The following is a 23,343-nucleotide window of genomic DNA, read 5'->3' on the forward strand; positions in this document are numbered from 1 at the left end:
CCCGATCCCACCGGACGGCTGTACTGACATGGCTTCTCGACCTCTCGAACAGGGTGCTGGCGACGTGCGCGGATGCCTCGGTGATCAGGCAGCAGGCTCGACGGCCGGCTCCGCGATTCTATGCGCCCCGCACCCCCGCTCGCGCATCGGCCCTCGCCGCGTCGACGCCGCCGTCCGCGGGCCCGGCGCCGTCGAGCACGGCGGCGATCGCGGCCAGTGCGGCCTCGCTCGCCATCGCCCAGTGGGTGGCGTCGATCCCGTACCGGTGCACCGCGCCGCCGATGACGCCGGCCCAGCTCGCCGCGCCGCGCGCGCCGGTGGGGTCGTCGACGGTGGCGGCGAAGTAGACCAGGTCGCCGTCGAAGCGCTCGGGCCGGTAGGCGTCGACCATCGTCATCGAGGCCGTGGCGGCGTCGATGATGCGGGCCAGGCGGGTCCGGTCCAGCGCGGCCAGCGGTCCGCCGAGGTCGGCGGCCGCGGCGGCCAGGCCGTCGGCGTCGATGGTCACGTCGAATTCGTCGCCGGCGAGGCCGCCGAGCAGGTCGCCGACGGTCGGCAGCGGTGTCTGCTCCGGTCCGTCGCCGAGCCAGCTGTCCATCATCGCCAGCCGCGCGACCTCGGCGCCCTCGGCCTGCAACCGGGTGGCGACGGCGTGCGCGAGCAGGCCGCCCAGCGACCAGCCGAGCAGGTGGTAGGGCCCCTCGGGCTGGACGTCGCGGATGGCCGTGACATAGCGCCGGGCCCAGGCGTCGATGCTGTCGGGCAGCGGTTCGTCCGCGGTGAGGGCGGGCGACTGCAGACCGTAGATCGGGCGCTCGGGGTCGAGATGACGGGTCAGGCCGGCGAAGGACCAGGACACCCCGCCCACGGGATGGATGCAGAACAGCGGTGCGCCGGTGCCGTGCGCGCGCAGCGGCAGCAGCACCGCGAACGCGTCGTCGGCCGCGTCGTCCCGGGCGCGGAGCCGTTCCACGACCACGGCGGGTGTCGGGTCGGTGAAGAACCATGCGACCGGCACCGCGACGTCGAGCGCCGCGCTCAGCCGCGAGGACAGCTGCACCGCGGTCAGCGAGTTGCCACCGAGGTCGAAGAAGTTGTCGTCCATGCCGATCCGGTCCAGGTCGAGGACCCGGGCGAATTCCGCGGCGACGAGCCGTTCGGTCTCGGTGACCGGGCCCCGGTAGGCGGCCTGGCGCAGCTGCGGCCGTGGCAGGGCGGCGCGGTCGAGCTTGCCGGAGGTGTTGACCGGGAACGCGTCGAGGACGACGACCACCGCGGGCACCAGGTACCCGGGCAGCTCCGCGGCCAGTGCCGCGCGTACCGCGGCCGGGTCGAGCGGATCGCCCTGGGCCCCGGATGATTCCGCGACGACGTAGCCGACGAGCCGGTCCGCGCCCGCCCCCGCCACCACGGTCGCCGCGGCCTGCGCGACGCCGGGCTGGTGCAGCAGCGCGGCTTCCACCTCGCCGAGTTCGAGACGCTGGCCGTTGAGCTTGACCTGGAGGTCGCCGCGACCCACGTAGTCGAGGTCGGCCGCACCGTTGTCGCCGGTCCGCAGGCGGACGAGGTCGCCGGTCCGGTACATCCGTTCGCCGGGCCCGGCGAACGGGTCGGGCACGAACCGCTCGGCGGTGAGCCCGGCCGCGCCGACGTAGCCGTGCGCGAGTTGCGCACCGCCGACGTACAGTTCGCCGGTCACACCCGGCGGCACCGGCCGCAGGCGCGCGTCGAGGATGTGGAGCCCGGTGTTCCGCACCGGCGCGCCGATCGGCACCGTCACCGTGTCGGCGTCGCCCACCACGTGGGTGCTGACCTGCACGGCGGTTTCCGTCGGCCCGTACAGGTTGATCACCTGCGCGCCGGTCACCTCGCGGGCTCGTTGGGCCAGTGCCGCGGGCAGGATCTCGCCACCGGCGAACACCCGCCGCAGACCCGCCGGAACACCGACGGGCACCGTCACAGCTCCGCCACCGGCGACCGGTCGGGTGTCTTCGGTCGACGGAAGTGCTTGGCCCGCAACGCCGTTGCGTACCGGGTCGGCCGCCGACGGCCGTGCCGCCGATTCGGCCAGGTAGGCCGCGAGCAGGGTCGGTGCGAACTGCACGGTGTCGATGGCGTGCTCGGCGATCAGGTCGGCCAGGTAGCCGGGATCGCCGTGTCCGCCGGGACGGGCGAGGACCGTGCGGGCGCCGACGCGTGGCGGCAGCAGCAGTTCCCAGATCGAGGCGTCGAAGGTGACCGGCGTCTTGTGCAGCACCCTGTCGCCCGCGGCGAACCCGAATTCGGCGGCCAGCCAGTCGAGCTGGTTGACGATGGCGCGGTGCGGCACCCCGACGCCCTTGGGCAAGCCGGTGGATCCGGACGTGAAGATCACGTACGCGGTGTGCTCGGGCAACAGCGGCTGCACCCGCTCGGCGTCGGTGAGCGGCCCGGCCGGGTAACCGGTGAGGTCGACCGTGTCGGCCACCACCACGTCGACCCCCACCGGCGCGGCGATGACCGGCAGGTCGGCGCGATCGCGGGCGGTGGTGAGCACGCACACCGGCTGCGCGATCCGCAGGACTCGGGTGATCCGCTCGGCCGGATGATCGGGGTCGATCGGCACGTAGGTGCCGCCAGCGGCGAGCACGGCGTGCACCGCGACCAGCAGGTCGGGCGAGCGGCGCGCGGCGACGGCGACCGCCGTGTCCGGCCCGACGCCCTGGTCGACGAGGTGGCGGGCCAGCCGGTTCACCCGGGCCGCGAACTCGGCGTAGGTGAGCGAGACGTCGCCGTCGGTGAGCGCGATCGCGGCCGGCGTCGCGGCGGCCTGCCGGTCGAACGCGACCGGCAGCACCTCGGCCGCCACCGGATGCGCGGTGTCACACCAGGTTTCGAGCAGGCTCCGATCGGCGTCGGTGAGCAGGTCGACCTCGCCGATCGGGCGGGCCGGGTCGGCGGTGACGGCGTCGAGGACCCGCACATAGCCGTCGACGATGCGGGTCGCGGTGGCGGCGTCGAACAGGTCGGTCGCGTAGGTGAGACTCACCGCGCAGCCGCCGTCGGCGGTGTCGGCGAGCACCAGGTCCAGGTCGAACTTGGCGACGGCGGTGTCGGTATCGAGCCCGGTCACGGTGAGGTCGGGCAGGCTGACCTCGGTGGGCGCGGCGTCCAGGTTCTGGAAGGCGAGCATCACCTGGAACAGCGGGCTGTGCGCGGTGGAGCGGACCGGGTCGAGCACGTCGACGAGTCGTTCGAACGGCACGTCGGCGTGCTCGAACGCGTCGAGGTCCACGCGGCGGGCCCGGTCCAGCAGGTCGGTGAAGGGCGCGGCCGGGTCGACGGCGGTCCGCAGCACCAGGGTGTTGACGAACATGCCGACCAGATCGTCGAGCGCGGCCTCGCCGCGACCCGCGACCGGCGTGCCGATGGCGATGTCACCGGTGCCGCTGAGCCGGGCCAGCAGGGCGGCCAGCGCCGCGTGGGCGACCATGAACGCGCTGGCGTCGGCGCGCCGGGCGAGCTGCCCGACCCGCTGCCAGATCTGCGGCGCCACCACGGTGTCCACGCTCGCGCCCCGCTGCGAGGCGACCGCGGGGCGTGGCCGGTCGATGGGCAGGTCGAGCAGTCCGGGCAGCCCGGCCAGCTCGTCGCGCCAGAACCGCACCTGGCGGGCGGCGGGCGACTCGGGGTCGTCCTCGCTGCCCAGCACCTCGCGCTGCCACAGCGTGTAGTCGGCGTACTGGACCTCGAGCGGCGCCCAGCCGGGGTCGGTGCCCGCGCGCCGGGCCAGGTAGGCGGCGGTGGTGTCGCGCAGCAGCGGTCCGGCGGAGAAGCCGTCGGCGCTGATGTGGTGGATCACCACGACCAGCACCACCTCGTCGGGCGCGCAGCGCAGCACGCGCACGCGGACCGGCGGCGCGACGGTGACGTCGAAACCGCGGCCGATCTCCGCGGCCACCATCGCGGGCACGGCGATCGGGTCGACGGTCTCCACGACCGGGGTCGGCACGAACTGCCACACCGCCTGATGGCCGATGCCGTCGATCGCCGGGTACGCGGTGCGCAGCACCTCGTGCCGGTCCAGCACGTCGGCAACGGCGGCGGCCAGCGCCGCCGCGTCCACCTCGCCACGCAGCCGCACCGCGATCGGGATGTTGTAGGCCGCCGACGCCGGATCGAGGCGGTTGAGCAGCCACATGCGCTGCTGGGCCGCCGAGAGCGGGATCCGGTGCGGGCGGCGGGCAGCGCTCAGCGCGATGCCCGCGCCGCTGCCCATCCGGCCGGCGAGCGCCTCGGCCAGGTCGGCGACGGTGGTCGCCTCGAACAGCGTGCGCACCGGTACCCGGGTCGACAGGGCCGCGCCGAGGCGGGCGGCGACCCTGGTGGCGACGAGCGAGTTGCCGCCGAGCTCGAAGAAGTCGTCGTCGAGACCGACCCGGTCGCGGCCGAGCACCTCGCCGAAGACCTCGGCGACCGCGCGCTGGGCCGGGGTGACCGGGGCGCGGAACGGCCTGGCCACGAATTCCGGTGCGGGCAGGGCCTTGCGGTCGAGCTTGCCGGAGGTGTTGAGCGGGAACGCGTCGAGCACGACGATCACCGACGGCACCATGTACGACGGCAGCACCGTCGCCAGGGCCGAACGCAGCTGCGCGGGATCGAGTTCGGCGCCGGGTACCGGCACCGCGTAGCCGACGAGCCGGTCGCCGGTCGGGCTCGCCGACACCACCGCCGCGGCCTGGCTGACCTGCGGCAGGCCGCCCAGCGCGGTCTCGATGTCGCCGAGCTCGATGCGCTGGCCACGGAACTTCACCTGGAAGTCGATGCGCGCCAGGTAGATCAGGACCCCGTCACGATTCCAGCGCACCAGATCGCCGGTGCGGTACATGCGCTCGCCCGCCGCGCCGAACGGGTCGGCGACGAACCGGTCGGCGGAGAGGTCGGGACGCCCGAGGTAGCCCCGCGCCAGCTGCTCGCCCGCCAGGTACAACTCACCGGCGACGCCGGGGGCGACCGCCCGCAGGCGTTCGTCGAGGACGTAGACCCGGGTGTTCCACTCGGGCACCCCGATCGGCACGGTCTGCCCGGTCGCGCCGTCGGCGGGCCAGGCGGTGACCGAGACGGCGGCCTCGGTGGGTCCGTACAGGTTGTGCACGGCCGCGGTGGATTTCGCGCTCAGCGCCGCCACCGTGTCCGGGGTGAGCGCCTCGCCGATCGCGAACACCAGCCGCAGGCTCGCCAGCTGGCGCGCGTCGGCGTGCGCGGCGAACATCGCCAGCATCGACGGCACGAAGTCGGCGACGGTGATCGCGCGCGCGGCGACGAGATCGGCCAGGTACAGCGGGTCGCGATGGCCGTCCGCGGTAGCCAGCACCAGCGTGGCACCGGCCGCCAGCGGGGCGAAGAAGCCCCACACCGACAGGTCGAACCCGGCGGCGGACTTCTGCAAGTACACGTCGTCGCGGTCGATCCGGTATCGCGCGTTGAGCCACGCGATCTGGTTGCGCACACCCGCGTGACTCATCGCCACGCCCTTGGGCCTGCCGGTCGAGCCGGAGGTGAACAGGACGTAGGCGAGGTTCGAATCCCGCAGGGGTGCCCGAAGTTCCGCCTCGGCTACCGGGTCCGCCGCGTAGACGGAGGTGTCGACGGTGTCGACGACGACGATCCGCGGCGCGGGCCAGGCCATGGCGGCGATGCCGGTGCCCGTCGACGACTGCCGGTCGAAGTAGTCGCGCGCGGTGGTGAGCACCAGGTGCGGGCGGGCGGTGTCGAGCACCTGGGCGATGCGCTCGGCCGGGTGATCCGGGTCGACGGGGACGTACGCGCCGCCGGCGGTGAGCACCGCGTACATGGCGACGACGAGATCGATCGAGCGCCGCATGGCCAGGGCCACCAGCACATCGGGGCCGACGCCCTCGGCGACGAGGTGGCGGGCGAGGCGATTGACCCGGGCGTCGAGCTCGGCGTAGGTCAGTTCGGTGTCCTCGGACACGAGCGCGGTCGCTCCGGGCGTCTCGCGTGCGCGGTCGCGGAACGGGGTGAGCAGGGTCGCGGTGCGGTCGATCTCGTGCGCGGTGGCGTTCCACTCGGTGAGGATGCGGGTCCGCTCGGCGGGCTCGAGCACATCGATACCGTCCAGCGGTGTGTGCGGCGCCGCGGCGACGACGGTGAGCAGCCGTTGCAGCCGGGCCGCGATCGCCGCGGCGGTCTCGGGGTCGATGACGTCGTCGGCGTAGGTGAGCACGCCCGTGACACCGGCGGCTGCGCCGTCGGCGGCGTAGTCGTCGCTGACGATCAGGTGCAGGTCGAATTGGGACAGCGCGCTGTCGGTGTCCAGCGCGGACACCGTGATTCCGGGCAGGGCCAGTTCGGCGCGCTCGAAGTTCTGGAACGACAAGCCCACCTGGAACAGCGGGTGCCTGGCGGTGGAGCGGGCCGGGTCGAGCACCTCGACGAGCCGCTCGAACGGCACGTCGGCGTTGGCGTACACGGCGAGGTCGGTGGCGCGCTGGCGAGCCAGCAGCTGACCGAAGGTCTCCCCCGGCACCAGGCGGGTGCGGAAGACCAGGGTGTTGACGAACATGCCGATCAGGTCTTCCAGCGCGGCCTCACCGCGCCCGGCCACAGGTGTGCCGACGGTGATGTCGGCACTGCCGCTGAGGCGGCCGAGCAGGGCCGCGAACGCGGTGTGCACGACCATGAACAGGGTCGCGCCCGCGTCCCTGGCCAGCTCGGTCAGCCGGGCGTGGGTGGCGGCGTCCAGCGTCACCGGCACCGTGCCGCCGGCGAGGGTGCGCACGGCCGGGCGCGGCCGGTCCAGCGGAAGGGCGAGTTCGTCGGGGAGATCGGCGAGTTCGCCGCGCCAGAAGTCGAGCTGGCGGGCGGCCACCGAGGTGGGGTCGGCTTCGTCGCCGAGGACCGCGCGCTGCCACAGCGCGTAATCGGCGTACTGCACCGGCAGCGGCGTCCACCGGGGGGCGGCGCCGTCGCGGCGCGCCAGGTAGGCGGTCATCAGATCGCGCACCAGCGGCGGGACGGACGAGCCGTCCGCGCTGATGTGGTGCACGACCAGGGCCAGCACCGCCTCCTGCGAGGACGCGGCAGCCGAGACCCCCGCAGGGTCACCGTCGGTGGACTGTCCGGCGGTGAGCCGGTACAGCACGACCTGCCAGGGCACCCCCGCGGTCACGTCGAAGGTGGTGGCAGCCAGTGCGGTGACCGCCGCGACGACCTGATCGGCCGCGATCTCACGGACCCGCAGGGCGACACCGGCCTCGGCGGCGGACAGGATCTCCTGCACCGGGCCGTCGGCGGTCTCGGGGTAGTAGGTGCGCAGCACTTCGTGGCGCTCGACGAGATCGCCGACGGCCGCGGCGAGCGCGTCCACATCGAGGGCCCCGCTGAGCCGCACCGCGATCGGCACGTTGTATCCGGCCGACTCGGGATCGAACCGGTTGAGGAACCACATGCGCTGCTGCGCGGGCGACAGCGGCAGCACGGCGGGGCGCTCTCCCGCGGCCAGCGCCAGCCGAGCCGCGCCCTCGGCGCTGTCGAGCGCGGCGGCCAGCGCGGCCACCACGGGGGTCTCGAAGATCCGCGCCACCGGCACCTGCCGGTCCAGCGCGGCCCCGAGCCGGGCGGCGACCCGAGTCGCGATGAGCGAATTGCCGCCCAGATCGAAGAAGTCGTCGTCGGCGCCGACCAGGTCGAGGCCGAGCACCTCCGCGACCACCCCGGCCACCAGCTGCTCCGACGGCGTCGCCGGTGCGCGGAAGGCGCGCGCGAGGAGTTCGGGAGCGGGCAGTGCCCGCCGATCGAGCTTGCCGGACGCGTTCACCGGCAGCGTGTCGAGTACCACGAAGGCGCTCGGCACCATGTAGGCCGGAAGTGCCTGCCGCAGAGCGGCTTTCACCGGCTCCAGGTCGATCGCGCGACCACCCGACCGGTCGCGGTTCGCCGCCGCGTCCGAGCGGTCCGCATCGAGGCCCGGCCCAGCCGGCGCTTCCGCCGCGGTCGCGGCGCCGCCGGCGAGTGTCTCGCCGGACGGGGCGTGGCATGCGCTTTCCGTGCTCGCGGGGACGAGGTACGCGGTGAGATAGTCGCCGGTGCCGTCGTCGCGGACGGTGACGACGGCACGGTCGACGGCGTCGAGGCCGGACAGGACGGCTTCGATCTCGCCGAGTTCGATGCGCAGGCCGCGCAGTTTCACCTGGAAGTCGGTGCGGCCCAGGTATTCCAGTTCGCCGCCGCGGGTGCGCACGACGAGGTCGCCGGTGCGGTACATACGCTCCCCCGGCATCCCGTACGGATCGGCGACGAAGCGGTCCGCCGTCAGATCGGGGCGGGCCAGATAGCCGCGGGCCAGCTGGACCCCGGCCAGGTACAGCTCGCCGGGGGTACCGACGGGCACGGGCCGCAGGCGGGCGTCGAGCACGTGCAGCGCGGTGTTGGCAACGGGGGCGCCGATCGGCACGGTGACGGTGTCGGCGTCGGTGACCTCGTGGAAGGTGACGTCGACGGCGGCCTCGGTCGGCCCGTACAGATTGTGCACGGCCACCCCGGGCAGCAGTGCGCGCAGCCGCTGGGCGTCGGCGGCGGGCAGCGCCTCACCGGAGGCGAACACCTGGCGCAGCGACACACAGTCGGCGGCCCGGGGTTCGGCGAGGAACGCCGCCAGCATCGACGGCACGAAGTGCGCGACATCGACGCCGGCGCGGGTGATCAGCTCCGCCAGGTAGGCGGGATCGCGGTGCCCGTCGGGACGGGCGATCACCAGGGTGGCGCCGACCTGCAAGGGCCAGAACAACTCCCATACCGACACGTCGAAGGTGATCGGCGTCTTCTGCAGCACGACGCCGTTCGCGTCGAGCCGGTACGCGTCCTGCATCCAGACCAGGCGGTTGACGATCGCGGTGTGGCTGACCGCCACGCCCTTGGGCTTGCCGGTCGAGCCCGAGGTGAACAGCACGTACGCCAGATCGGCCGCGCGCAGCGGCCGGATCCGGTCGGCGTCGGTGACCGGATCGGCGGCGAACCCGGACAGGTCCAGGTCCGCGGGATCGACGGTGCGGGTGCCGGTCTCGGGGAACCCCGCGCCGGCGAGCACGCACACCGGGGCCGCGGTCGCCAGCACGTCGGCGATCCGGTCGGCCGGGTGGTCGGGGTCCAGCGGCAGGTAGGCCGCGCCCGCCGCCTGCACGGCGTAGATCGCGACGAGCAGGTCGATGCCGCGGCGCAGGCCCACCCCGACGACGGCGCCGGGACCCACGCCCTGGCCGATCAGGAATCGCGCCGTGCGGGCGACGCGAACGGCGAACTCGCCGTAGATGATCCGCTGACCTTCGAAGTCGAGGGCGACGGCCTCGGGTGTGCGCGCGGCTTGCGCGGCGAACATCGAGACGAGCGTCGCCGCGGTGTCCAGCGGCGCGGCGGTGTCGTTCCACGCCGCGAGCTGGGCGGTCTCGGCGGGACCGAGCAGGTCGATCTCCCCGACCGGGCGCGCCTCGTCGGCGACCACCGCGGCCAGGACGCGGACGAAGCGCTCGCCGAAGGCCGCGACGGTGTCGGCGTCGAACAGGTCGGTGGCATAGCGCAGCCAGCCACGCAGGCCGGGTTCCCCGGCGGCGCCGGTGATCTCGTCGAGCGCCAGCGACAGGTCGAACTGGGTGGTCGCGGCGGGCAGCGCGAACTCGTCGATCCGCAGACCGGGCAGCTCGATGCTGGTGTCGTCGCGGTGCTCGAACGCCAGCATCACCTGCACGATCGGCGAATACGCGGTCGAGCGGGCCGGATTCAGCTCCTCGACCAGCCGCTCGAACGGCAGCTCGGCATGGGCGAAAGCGCGCAGATCGGCCTCGCGCACGTGCGCGAGCACGTCGGCGAATCCGGCGCCCGCGTCGACCGTGGTCCGCAGCACCAGGGTGTTGACGAACATGCCGACCAGATCGTCGAGCGCGGCATCGGCCCGGCCCGCGACCGGCGTTCCGACCACGATGTCGGCTCCGGCCCCCTGCCGCGACAGCAGTACGGCGAAGGCCGCGTGCACCACCATGAAGGTGGAGACGCCGTGGCGGCGGGCCAGCTCCTCGATCCCGGCCAGCACGTCGGCGGGCACGTCGAACCCGACGGCCCCACCCGCACCCGTGCGCACCGCGGGCCGCGGCCGATCGGTGGCGAGTTCCAGCGCCGGGGCGAGCCCGGCCAATTCCTCGCGCCAGTGCCGCAGCTGCCGGGCCAGCCGCGACGCCGGGTCGGCGGCATCGCCGAGCACCGCGTGCTGCCACAGCGTGAAGTCGGGATACTGCACCGGCAGCGGCTCCCACGCCGGCGCCTGCCCCGCACTGCGCGCGGCGTACGCGGTGAGCAGATCCCGGGCCAGCGGCGTGGTCGACACCCCGTCGGCGGCGATGTGATGCACCGCGAGCACCAGCACGTGCTCGACCTCGCTCGGCGTGGACGCCGCATCGCCGCGCAGGGCGGCTTCGGCCACCCCACCGGCGAGGGCGGCACCATGGCGCGCGGCGGCGACGGAGGACCCGTTCCGACCGGCGGGGATCGACCGCAGCAGCGCGGCGCGGACCGGCGGCTGAGTCGTCAGGTCGTAGCCCGCCCCGACGATCTCGCGGACGGCCTCGGCCAGGTCCGCTTCGGCGATCTCACCGACGACGGCGGGCGGCAGCACCCGGTCCACCGCGAGGACGACCTGGGTGGGTCCCTCGGCGTCTTCGGGGAATACCGTCCGCAGCGACTCGTGCCGCGCGAGCACATCGCCCAGCGCCGCCCACAGCGCGTCGGTGTCCAGCGCGCCGGTCAGGCGCAGCGCGATCGGCAGGGTGTAGACGGCCGAGTCGGGGTCGATGCGGTTGAGCAGCCACAGGCGGGTCTGGGCCAGCGACAACGGGATCCGGGCCGGGCGCGGGTCCACCACGGTCAGCGCGGGCAGCTGCTCGCCGTGGGTGGCGGCACGGGCGGCCAGGCCGGCGACGGTCGGGGCGTCGAACACATCGCGCACGTCGAGCGCGCTGCCCAGCGCCGCGTTGGCGCGGGCGACGAGCCGCATGGCGAGCAGGGAGTTGCCGCCGATGTCGAAGAAGTCGTCGTCGGCGCCGACGCGGGGCAGCCCGAGCAGCTCACCGACCACGGCAGCGAGCGCGGTCTGCGCGCCCGGTCGCGGCGCCACATACGCGGTGGTCACCGACAGGTCGGCGGCCGGCAGCGCGGCACGGTCCAATTTGCCCGCGGAGTTGAGCGGGACGGTGTCGAGCACCACCAGGTGGGCGGGCACCATGTACGCGGGCACCCGGCTCGCGACGTGCGCGCGCACCACAGCGGGGTCGACGGCACCGGCGACGTAGGCGACCAGGCACTGCCGCCCGGCGTCGTCGGTCGCGGGCAGCACGGTCGCGTGGGTGACGCCGGGAGCGTCGCCGAGGGCGGCCTCGATCTCGCCCAGCTCGATCCGCAGGCCACGGATCTTGACCTGGAAGTCGTTGCGGCCCAGGTATACCAGCGCACCGGCGCGATCGCGGCGCACCAGATCACCGGTCCGGTACATGCGTGCGCCGTCGGGGCCGTATGGGTCGGCGACGAAGCGGTCGGCGGTCAGGTCGGGCCTGCCCAGGTAGCCGCGGGCGAGCTGGTCGCCCGCCAGGTACAGCTCACCGGCGACCCCGGCGGGCACCGGATGCAGCCGCTCGTCGAGCACGTAGGCGCGCACGTTCCAGCTCGGCCTGCCGATCGGCAGCTCGGTCTGCTCGACCGGCGCGGTGATGTGCTGGAAGGTGCTGGTGATCGTCACCTCGGTCGGGCCGTAGGTGTTGTGCAGTTCGGCGGGCAGGGTGGCGAGCACGGTGGCCGCCAGCGCGGCGGGCAGTTCCTCGCCGCCCAGATGCAGCATCCGCAGTCCGCGCAGGTCCTCGGCCAGCCCTTCGGCGAGCATCGCGGCCAGCACCGACGGCACGAACTCGGCGATGGTGACGCCCTGTTCACGCACCACCCGCGCCTGGTAGGCGAGGTCGAGGTGGCCGCCGGGCCGCAGCAGGACCAGGGTGGCGCCGAGCAGCGCCGGGCACAGCAGCTCCCACAGCGAGACGTCGAAGGTCAGCGGCGCGCGCTGCAGCAGCCGGTCGGCCGCGGTCAGGTCGTATTCGCCACGCAGCCAGCACAGTTCGTTGACCACGGCCCGATGCGAGACCAGCACGCCCTTGGGCAGACCGGTGGAGCCGGAGGTGAACAGCACGTAGGCGGGGTGCTCGGGATGCAGCGGGGCGAGGCGTTCGGCATCGGTGACCGGGCCGCCGTGGACCGGCGGCTGCGCGGGGTCCTCGAGCTGCGCGACGGTCAGCACCGGGAAGCCGGAGCGCGAGGCGGCGGCGAAATGCACCGAGGCCGTAGCGGATCGGATGCCGCGGTCGACATGGTCGAGCGCGTCGTCCGAGGCGGCGACGACCAGGCGCGGCGCCGCGGTCTCGAGCACGTGCCCGATGCGGTCGGCGGGCTGGGCCGGATCGATCGGCACGTACACGCCACCGGCGGCGAGCACACCGTGCAGTACCACCAGTAGCTCGATGCCGCGAGGCACCGCGACCGCGACCGGGGTCTCGGGGCCGACGCCGCAGTCGATCAGCCTGCGCGCGAGCCGGTTCGCCCGGGCGGCGAGGGCGCCGTAGGTGATCTCGGCGCCGTCGCAGACGGCGGCGACGGCGTGCGGGTCACGGGCGGCGGCCGCGTCCACCAGATCTGCGGCCAGCGGAGCGCGCAGGCCGAGTTCGGCGAGGACGGGGTCGAGTGGCACGAGGTCACCGTGCGGACCGGCGAGCAGTCGCGCGCGGGCGCTGTCGTCGAGCACGGCGAGGTCACCGACGGCGGTGCCGGGCGCGGTGACGGCGGCGCGCAGCACCCGCTCCAGCATGCCGACCAGGGTCGCGATGGTGTCGGCGTCGAAGAGGTCGGTGGCGTAGCGCAGTTCGAGGTCGAGACCGTCGGCGGTGCCGTCGGCGGCGTAGTGGTCGACGAAGGTGAAGTCCAGGTCCACTTCGATCGGCGCGTCCGGCAGGGTCAGCCCGGACAGGGTCAGGCCGGGCAGCTCGAACGCGGTGGTGCGCTGATTCTGCAGCGCCAGCGACACCTGGTACAGCGGCGAATAGCCCTGGGAGCGAGCCGGGTTGACGGCGTCGACGAGGCTTTCGAACGGCACGTCGGCGTGCTCGAAGGCGTCGAGGTCGCCGGCGCGGATGTCGTCGAGCAGGACGCTGAACGGCGCGGCAGCGGACACGCTCGCCCGCAGCACCAGGGTGTTGACGAACATGCCGACGATGTCGTCGAGTTCGCGATGCCCACGGCCGGCGACGGGCGTGCCGACGACGATGTCGGTGCCCGCCGACAGCCGCGCCAGCAGCACCGCGAGCCCGGCGTGCAGCACCATGAACGGGGTGGCGCGCTGCGTGCGGGCGAGCTGGTCGATGCGGCGGTGCAGTTCGGCGTCGAGGGTGGTGGTGAAAGTGGCGCCGCGGTTGGAGGCGATCAGCGGCCTGCGGCGGTCGGCGGGCAAGGTGAGTACGTCGGGCAGTCCCGCGAGCCGGTCGGTCCAGTAGGCGAGCTGGTGGGCCAGCGGCGCGTCGGGATCGTCGGCGCTGCCGAGGCCTTCGGTCTGCCACAGCGCGTAGTCGGCGTAGTGCACGGCCAGGGCGGGCAGCTGCGGCTCGGCACCGGCACTGCGGGCCGCGTAGGCGGCGACCAGGTCGCGAGTGAGCGGCCCCATCGACCAGCCGTCGGCGGCGATGTGATGCACGACCAGTACCAGGACGTGCTCGGTCGGCGACACCCGCAGCAGCGCGGCGCGCACCGGCACCTCGGTGGTGATGTCGAAGCCGCCGTCGAGCGTCGCGGCCACGGCTGCGGCCACGTTCCCGGCCTCGATCTCGGTCACCGCGAGCGCGGGGACGAACGGCGCGCCGACGAGCTGGGTGGCCTGCCCGTCGAATTCGGGATAGGTGGTGCGCAGCGTCTCGTGCCGGGCGATCAGGTCGCCCAGGGCGCCGCGCAGCGCGGCGGTGTCGAGGTCGCCGCTGAGCCGGATCGCGACCGGGATGTGGTACGCCGTGGAGGACGGATCGAAACGGTGCAGGAACCACAGGCGCTGCTGCGCGGGCGAGAGCGGAATCCGTGGCGGCCGTGGGCCCGCCACCGGTCCGCGCCTGCTGCCGGTGCCGCGCAGCGCGTCCAGGCGGACCGCGAGACCGGCGACGGTGCTCGCCTCGAACAGTTCCCGCACCGGGACCTTCGCGTCCAGGGCCGCGCCGAGTCGCGCGGCCACCTGGGTGGCGAGCAGCGAGTTGCCGCCCAGGGCGAAGAAGTCGTCGTCGGCGCCGACCCGATCGAGTCCGACGACGTCGGCGAAGGTCGCCGCGACGATCCGTTCGGTGGCGGTCGACGGCTCGCGGTACTCCCGCTCCGGCGATTCCGGCGCGGGCAGGGCCCGGCGGTCGAGCTTGCCGGAGCTGTTGATCGGCAACGCGTCGAGGACGACGTAGGCGCCGGGCACCATGTAGGACGGCAGCACCGCCGCCACGGCGGCATCGAGGACAGCCGGCGTCAAGGACTGCGCTACCGCTGCCTGTCCGTCGGCCGACCTCCTGACCGCGGGGTTCGGACCGGCGACGTCGCCGGCCGCACCTGGGCGGGCAGCGGGCGCGATGTAGGCGACGAGCTGGTCCGGGCGATCGTCGTCGGAGCGGACGATCACCGCGACCCGGCCGACACCCGGGACCGCCGCCAGGGCGGCTTCGATCTCGGCGGGTTCGATGCGCAGGCCGCGCAGCTTCACCTGGAAGTCGGTGCGGCCCAGGTAGTGCAGGGCCGGACCGGCGTGACCGGTGCGCCAGACCACCAGGTCGCCGGTGCGGTAGAGGCGGTCGCCGGTCCCGAACGGGTCGGCGACGAAACGCTCGGCGGTCAGGTCGGCGCGGCCGTGATAGCCGTCGGCCAGCTGGGCGCCCGCCACGTACAGCTCGCCCGGAACACCGGCGGGCACCGGGCGCAGCCGCGAATCCAGCACGTACACGCGGGTATTGGCGACGGGCGTGCCGATCGGAGCGGCGGCGGTCGGCTCGGCGCCGACCCGGTGGGTGGTGACCTGGACGGCGGTTTCGGTGGGGCCGTACAGGTTCACGACGGCGGCACCGGTGGCGGCGCGCACACGCTGGGCCAGCTCGGTGGTCAGGGCCTCACCACCGGCGAAGACCAGGCGCAGGCTCTCCGCGCGCACCGGCTCGGCGACGACGGCGGCCAGCACCGACGGCACGTACTGCACGACGCTGACCGCGTGCCGCGCGGTCGCGGCGGCCAGATAGGCCGGGTCGCGGTGCCCGTCGGCGGTGGCGAGGACCAGCCGCGCGCCGGTCTGCAACGGCCACAGCAGTTCCCACACCGACGCGTCGAAGGTGAACGGGGTCTTCTGCAGGACGACGTCGTCGCCGGTGAGCGCGTACTCGCGCTGCAACCACAGCAGCTGGTTGACCACGGCCCGGTGCGGCACCGCCACACCCTTGGGCCTGCCGGTCGAGCCGGAGGTGAACAGCACGTAGGCGAGGTGATCGGGCCGCAGCGGGGTGGTCCGTTCCTCGTCGGCGAGCGGCGCCGCCGAGAGCTCCGACAGCTCCAGGGTGTCGATCTCGACGACCGAGTCCCCCACGGCCACACCGTGACCGGTGGCGGTCAGCACGCAGACCGGTGCCGTGCACGCCAGCACGTACGCGGTCCGCTCGGCCGGATGATCCGGGTCGACCGGCACGTACGCGGCACCGGCCGCGAGCACGGCGTGCACGGCGACGAGCTGATCGAGACCGCGCCGCAGAGCCACGGCGACCATCGCTCCCGGTCCCGCGCCCATGCCGACGAGGTGCCGCGCCAGACGATGGACTCGGCTCGCGAACTCCGCGTACGTCAGCGATCCGACGGGGCTCGCGTCCGAGACCGGTTCGTCCGCCGGGTCGGTGTCGACGACCACCGCGACGGCGTCCGGCGTGGCGGCGACCTGGTCGGCGACCAGCGAGGCGAGCGTGGCCGCGGCGTCAAGAGGCAGGTCGGTGGCGTTCCAGGCGGTCAGGATCTCGGTGGATTCGGCCGGGTCGAGCAGGTCGAGATCACCGACCGGCCGGTCGGGGTCGGCGAGGACGCCGTCGAGGAGCCGGTGCAGGCGGGTGGCGAACCCGGCGACGGTGGTCGCGTCGAACAGGTCGGTGGCGTAGAGGAACGCGCCGGACAGGCCCGCGGGGGCGCCGTGCTCGTCGCGGTGCTCGGTGAGGGTCAGTTCGAGGTCGAACTTGGCGACGGCGGTCGGCAAATCGACGCCGGCGACGGTGAGCCCGGGCAGGGCCAGGACCCGCGGGGTGTCCTCGTTGAGCGACAGCATCACCTGGAACAGCGGGTTGCGCGCGGTGGAGCGAACCGGGTCGAGCACCTCGACCAGCCGCTCGAACGGCACGTCGGCGTGGTCGAAGGCCGCGAGGTCGGTCTCGCGTACGCGGGCCAGCAGTTCGGTGAACGAGGCGGCGGGAGCGACCTGCGTCCGCAGCACGAGGGTGTTGACGAACATGCCGACCAGGTCGTCGAGGGCCCGGTCACCGCGCCCCGACACCGGGGTGCCGATCGCGATGTCGGTGGTCGCCGACAGCCGCGCGAGCAGGACCGCGAACACCGCGTGCGCCGCCATGAACACCGTCACACCCCGTGCCCGCGCGAATTCGGCCAGCGCGCGGTGTGTTTCGGCATCGATGTCGATCGGGTGCAGCGCACCGCTGCGCGAGGCGATCGCGGGCCGGGTCCGGTCGGCGGGCAGTTCCAGCTGCTCGGGGACTCCCGCGAGGGTGTCCGCCCAGAACGACAGCTGTCGCGCCGCCACCGATGCCGGATCGGCGGCGTCCCCGAGGACGGCGTGCTGCCACACCGCGTAGTCGGCGTACTGCACACTCAGCGCCGACCACTGCGGCACGTTCCCGGTGGCCCGGGCGCCGTAGGCGGTGAGCACATCGCGGATCAGCGGTCCGAACGAGAACCCGTCGGCGGCGATGTGATGCAGCACGATCACGAGCACGTACTCGGCCGCGCCGGCTGCCGGGTCCGTCGGCACCGGCGACGCACCGGACGAATCAGCCGCTGCCGCACCGTCGGTGACGCGCAGCAGCGTCGCCCGGATCGGAGCGTCGACGGTCAGGTCGAAACCCGTGGTGGCGCAGGCGCGCACCGCGTCGGTCAGCGCGGCCGTGCCGACGATCTGTGGCAGCACCTCCGGGACGAGGCCGGTGGCGGGCAGGATCTCGGCGATCGCCTGTCCGTCGCGCTCCGGGTAGCGGGTGCGCAGGACTTCGTGCCGGTCGAGCACGTCGACGAGGGCGGCCTGCAGCGCGGCGACATCGAGCGCGCCGGTCAGCCGCACCGCCATCGGGATGTTGTCGGTGGCCGAGCCGGGGTCGAACCGGTTGAGGAACCACATGCGCTGCTGGGCGGGCGAGAGCGGCAGCGGATCGGGGCGGGTGCCCGCGACGAGGGCGGGGCCCGCGCCGGTGCCGCGCAGCCGGTCGGCGGCCGCGGCGAGGGCGAGCACCGTCGTGGTGTCGAAGAGCTGGCGGACCGGGATGCGGAGATCGAGGTCGGTGCCGAGGCGGGCCATCAAGCGGGTCGCCAGCAGCGAGGTGCCGCCCAGGTCGAAGAAGTCGTCGTCACGGCCGACCCGGTCCAGGCCGAGGACCTCGGCGAACGCGGCGGCGACGGCCTGCTCGGTCGGCGACTCGGGGGCGCGGTAGGCGGCGGCCTCGAAGACCGGCGCGGGCAGCGCGGCGCGGTCGAGCTTGCCGACCGGGGTCAGCGGCACGGTGTCGAGGGTGACGATCGCGGCCGGCACCATGTGCGCGGGCAGATGCGCGGCGACGTGCGCGATCAGCGTCGCGGTGTCGACGCCCGCGCCCGCGACCGGCACCACGTAGGACACGAGGACGGTCGCGCCCGCCTCGGTGCGGTGACCGAGGGTGGCGGCGAAGTCCACGTCGGCGTGCCGGGCCAGGACGGCGTCGATCTCACCGAGCTCGATCCGGAAGCCGCGCACCTTCACCTGGAAGTCGTTGCGGCCCAGGTACTCCAGGTCCCAGTCGGCGCCGGTGCGGACCCAGCGCACGGTGTCACCGGTGCGGTACATCCGCTCCCCCGGCGCGCCGTAGGGATTGGTGACGAACCGGCCCGCGGTGAGCGCGGGCCTGCGATGGTAGCCGCGCGCCAGCTGCGCCCCGGCGATATACAGCTCGCCGACGACACCGGCCGGAACGGGACGCAGCCGCTCGTCGAGCACCAGTTCGGTGGTGCCCTCGACCGGCGCGCCCAGGGTGATCGGCGTTGTCGCCGTGAGGGGTGCGCTGATGTTGGTGACGATGGTGGTCTCGGTGGGACCGTAGCCGTTGCGGAACACCAGACCGGGGATCGCCGCGGTCCACCGCGCCACCAGTTCCGCCGGGCACGCCTCACCACCGACGACCACGACCCGCAGCTCGTCGAGCCCGTCCGGATTCACCGTGGCCAGCGCCGACGGTGTGATGATCACATGGGTCACCCGCTCGGTCCGCAGCAGCTCACCCAGCTCCGCCCCGCCGAACACGCCGGTCGGCGCGACCACCATGGTCGCGCCCTCGGTGACGGTCAGCAGTAGCTCGGCCACCGAGATATCGAACGACGGCGAGGCCACGTGCAGCACCCGCGCGTCCGCCGACGCCCGATACCGCCCCGCCTGCACCGGCAGATACGCCGCGACGGCACCGTGCGGGATCACCACGCCCTTGGGCAGACCGGTGGTGCCGGAGGTGTAGATGACATAGGCGGGGTCCAGCGGATCCACCGCACGACGTTGTTCGGCCGGCAGAGAACTGTCGACGTCGGAGACCACGGCGGCGGCATCCGCCGTGCCGAGCCGATCCGTCGGCTCGGCGCTCGCCACGGCGTCGAGCGCGAGCCACTCCACGGTGGCGGGCAGATCGGCACGGACGGACCCGACCGTGATGCCCACAGCCGCTCCGGAGTCCGCGAGCATGTGGGTGATGCGGTCGGCGGGGTAGGTCGGGTCGACCGGCAGGAAACCGGCGCCGGAACGCACGACACCCCACACGGCGGTGACGGAGTCGGCGGAACGCGGGATGCTCACGGCGACAAGGTCACCGGCGCCGATGCCGCGACCGGTCAGGTGCGCGGCCAGGCGTGCGGACGCGGCGTCGAGTTCGCCGTAGGTCACGGTGCGCGCGCCGTCGCGGATCGCGATCGCGGCCGGGTCGGCGGCGGCCTCGGCCAGCACCTGCGGCAGCAGCGGGAAGGGATCGGACGGGCCGCCGGTACGACTGGTCAGCTCCGTGAGTTCGGTGTCGATCAGCAGCGGCAGGTCGGCGACCAGGGTCTGCGGCGCGGCGGCGATCGCGGCGAGCAAGCCGGTGAAGCGACGCACCATCCGCGTGATGGTGGACTCGTCGAACAGGTCGGTGGCGTAGGAGAATTCGCCGGACAGACCGGTGGCGTCGGACGCACGCAGGGTCACCGACAGATCGAACTTCTCGATGTCGTAGGGCAGGTCGACGGCGGCGGCACGCAGGCCGGGCAGCTCGAATGTGGTCGGCGGCAGGTTCTGCAGTGCCAGCGCCACCTGGAACAGCGGGTGACGACCGGCCGAGCGCGGCGGCGCGAGCACCTCCACCAGGCGCTCGAACGGCAGGGTGGTGTGGTCGAACGCGGCCAGATCGCCGGTGCGGACCCGGCCGAGCAGTTCGGCGAAGGACTCCCCGCCGCGCACCTCGGTGCGCAGGATCGCGGTGTTGACGAACATGCCGATGACATCGTCGAGTTCGGCGGCGCCACGCCCGGCGACCGGGCTGCCGATCGCCACGTCGGTGGTCCCCGACAGGCGCGCGATCAGCACCGACAGCGCGGCGTGCAGGACCATGAACAGGGTCGCGCCCTGCTCGGCCGCCACCGCATTCAGCGTCGCCACCAGCTCGGCGTCGAGCGCGAACTCGACCCGGCGGCCCCGCATCGACGCGACGGCGGGACGCGGGTGATCGGTCGGCAGGCTGGATTCGTCCGGCAGCCCGGCCAGCGCCTCGCGCCAGTAGGCGATCTCCCGCCCGGCCCTGGAGTCGGCATCGTCCTCGGACCCGAGCAGCGCTCGCTGCCACAGCGTGTAATCGGCGTACTGCACCGGCAGCGGCGCCCACTGTGGCGCCGTGCCCTCGGTCCGCGCGTAGTAGGCGGTCATGGTGTCCCGCACCAGCGGGCCGGCCGACCAGCCGTCCGAGGCGATGTGGTGCACCACCAGCACCAGCACGTGGTCACCGTCGACCTCGTACAACCGCGCCCGCAGCGGCGGCGCGGCGGTGACATCGAACCCGCGCAGAATCTCCGCGGCCAGCGTCTCGGGAAGGTCGTGCGCCGCGACACCGATGGGCGTGAGGATGCGGGACAACACCGACGCCGACTCGACCCCGCCGACCCCCGACCCGGCCGTAGCGCCGGCAACGCTCGCAGCGTCGGCAGCGAGAAGGGTCGAGTTCGACTCGGCCGCAAGCACATCGAGTGCCTCCGCCGGGGACAGCACGCGCTGTGTCCCGACCCCGTCGACCTCCGGGTACACCGTCCGCAGCACCTCGTGCCGGGCGATCAGATCGCCGACGGCGGCGCGCAGGGCGTCCAGCTCGAGCGCGCCGGACAGGCGGACGGCGATCGGGATGTTGTAGGCGCCGGTCTCCGGATCGAACCGGTTCAGGAACCACATCCGCTGCTGGGCGGGCGAGAGCGGCAGCACCTCGGGGCGCGGGCCCGCGACCAGAACCGGGCGGTCGTCGACGGGCCCGCCGTCGACGAGCTTCGCCAGCACGGCGACGGTCGGATTGTCGAAGAAGTCCCGCACATCCACCCGCACACCGAAATTCGCCTGCAGGCGGGCGATGGCACGGGTGGCGATGAGCGAGTTGCCGCCGAGGCGGAAGAAGTCGTCGTCCAGGCCGACGGTCTCGACGTCGAGCAGATCGCCGAACAGCGCCGCCACGGCGCGCTCGGTGGTGGTGACCGGCGCGCGGAACTCCGCGGCCGCGACCCGGAAGTCGGGCTCCGGCAGGGCCTTACGATCCAGCTTGCCGCTGGCGTTGATCGGCATCGCGGGCAGCTGCACCAGCAGCGAGGGCACCATGTACTCGGGCATCGACGCCTTCGCGTGCGCGACCAGCTCGGCCTCGTCGAGCGGTGCGCCGTCGACACTGACCACATAGCCGACCAACGCCTCGCCCGCGGCATGCCGATGCAGCACCACCGCGGCATTGCCGACGCGCGGATGCGCGGCCAGCACGGCCTCGATCTCCCCGAGCTCGATCCGCAGACCACGCAGCTTCACCTGGAAGTCGGTGCGCCCCAGGTATTCCAGCTCGTCCCCGCCGGGCAGCTGCCGCACCAGGTCACCGGTGCGGTACATGCGCTCGCCGGGCACGCCGTACGGATTGGCGACGAAGCGATCGGCGGTCAGGCCCGGCCGGGCGACATAGCCGCGCGCCAGCTGCACCCCGGACAGGTACAGCTCGCCCACCACACCCGCGGGTACCTGGTCGAGGTTCTCGTCGAGCACCAGCAGCCCGGTGTCGTCGGCGGGACCGCCGATCGGCACCGATACCTCGTCGGCGTCGCTCACCTCGTGCGCGGTCACGTCGACCGCCGCCTCGGTGGGCCCGTACAGGTTGTGCAGCGCGGTCGCCGACAGCTTGCGCAACCGCGTGGCGGTGGCGGCGGGCAGCGCCTCCCCGGAGGCGAACACCATCCGCAGCGAGGACAGGTCCACCGGTGCGGTGGTCTCGGACAGCTCACCGGCGAACGCGGCCAGCATCGAGGGCACGAAGTGGGTGACGCTGACCCGGTGCTCGGCGATCAGCGCGGCCAGGTAACCGGGATCACCGTGGCGACCGGGTTCCGCGACGACCAGTCTGGCGCCGATCTGCAAGGGCCAGAACAGCTCCCACACCGACACGTCGAAGGTGTAGGGCGTCTTCTGCAGCACCACGTCGGCATCGGAAAGCGCGTAGCGGCGCTGGCGCCAGTCCAGGTTCGCCACGATCGCGCCGTGGGTGACCGCCACGCCCTTGGGTCGGCCGGTCGAGCCCGAGGTGAAGATGACGTAGGCGGTATTGCCCGCCCGCGCGCCGCCGTCCACCGCGGCGGGCGGCGCGGTCCAGTCGATGTCGTCGGTGCGCAGCACGGGGACGCCGTTGAGATCGGGCTCGTCGGCGGCCCGGGTCACCACCACGACCGGACGGGCCACCTCGAGCACGTAGTGCAGCCGGTCCACCGGGTGATCGGGGTCCAGCGGCACGTAGGCGCCACCGGCGCGCACGATCGCGTGCACCGCGACGATCAGCTCGAGGCCGCGTCGCATCGCCAGCCCGACCAGCGCCTCCGGCCCCACCCCGAGGGCGACCAGCCGCCCGGCCAGCACCCGCACCCTGGCATCGAATTCGGCGTAGGTCAGCGTCCGCGCGCCGAACTGCACCGCGACCAGGTCGGGGGTGCGGGCCAGCTGCTCGGCGAAGCGGTCGACCAGGGTCGGCGCCTGCCCCGCCATCGGCGGCTCCATACCCAGGGCGGCCAGGGCGTCACCGGCCAGCGCGTCCAGCAGCACTCCGAAGGTGCCGTCGGCGGCGTCGACCACGCCGGGGAACAGTTCGGCGAGCACGACCTGCACGAGGCTCTCGGGGTCCAGTGCGCCACCGGTCAGCTCGGCCATCGTCGTCAGCTGGGCGTCGAGGTCGGCGTAGGACACCGCGGTGCCGTCGAAATCCACCGCGATCCGGGCCGGCTCCATCGCCGCGACCGTCGCCACCAGCGCCGCCAGCTGTTCTGTTCCCGCGCGCGCCGGAGTGGTGTTGGTCATCTGGACTGCCTTCCATCTACCGACCGCAGGTGACGCCACGCGGCCGCAATACAACTCTCGGAATTCCCCCGGACCCACCGGGGTGACGGGATCGGCTCGGGGCGGCCAACCTCGGACACCCAGCCCGAAATCCGCCCGCTCACACCGACATTCAGTGCGATCGGCTATGACACGATCGCGACCCGCCGGCTCGCCGCCATGCAACCAGCTATGACTCGGTTATCTCCCGACCTCCATCGTCAACCCCGACACCTGACACCCGCGCCCGCAGACGAGAGAAGCGTATTCGGTCCGATAATAAACCGGACCAGATTCCGTCAAAATCTCGGTCCGGGGCCGCGAATTCCGGCGCTGAGAACGGTCCAGCAATTCGACCGCATACGCCGAGGGGACAGCTCTCGCCCGATCGCCCGTGCGGGCGATGT

Annotated in this window: 1 protein-coding gene; it reads right to left on the reverse strand. The window is 73.4% G+C overall.

Annotated elements, in window-relative coordinates; translation table 11 throughout:
• Positions 1-118 precede the first annotated feature (118 nt).
• Positions 119-22,918: a non-ribosomal peptide synthase/polyketide synthase gene (locus tag Q7X29_RS24820; RefSeq protein WP_316575515.1), complete on the reverse strand. Its 22,800-nt coding sequence runs from the start codon at positions 22,916-22,918 to the stop codon at positions 119-121.
• Between the last annotated feature and the right edge of the window lie 425 nt (positions 22,919-23,343).

It is taken from the genome of Nocardia canadensis, from assembly GCF_032656385.1.
GTDB lineage: Bacteria > Actinomycetota > Actinomycetes > Mycobacteriales > Mycobacteriaceae > Nocardia > Nocardia canadensis.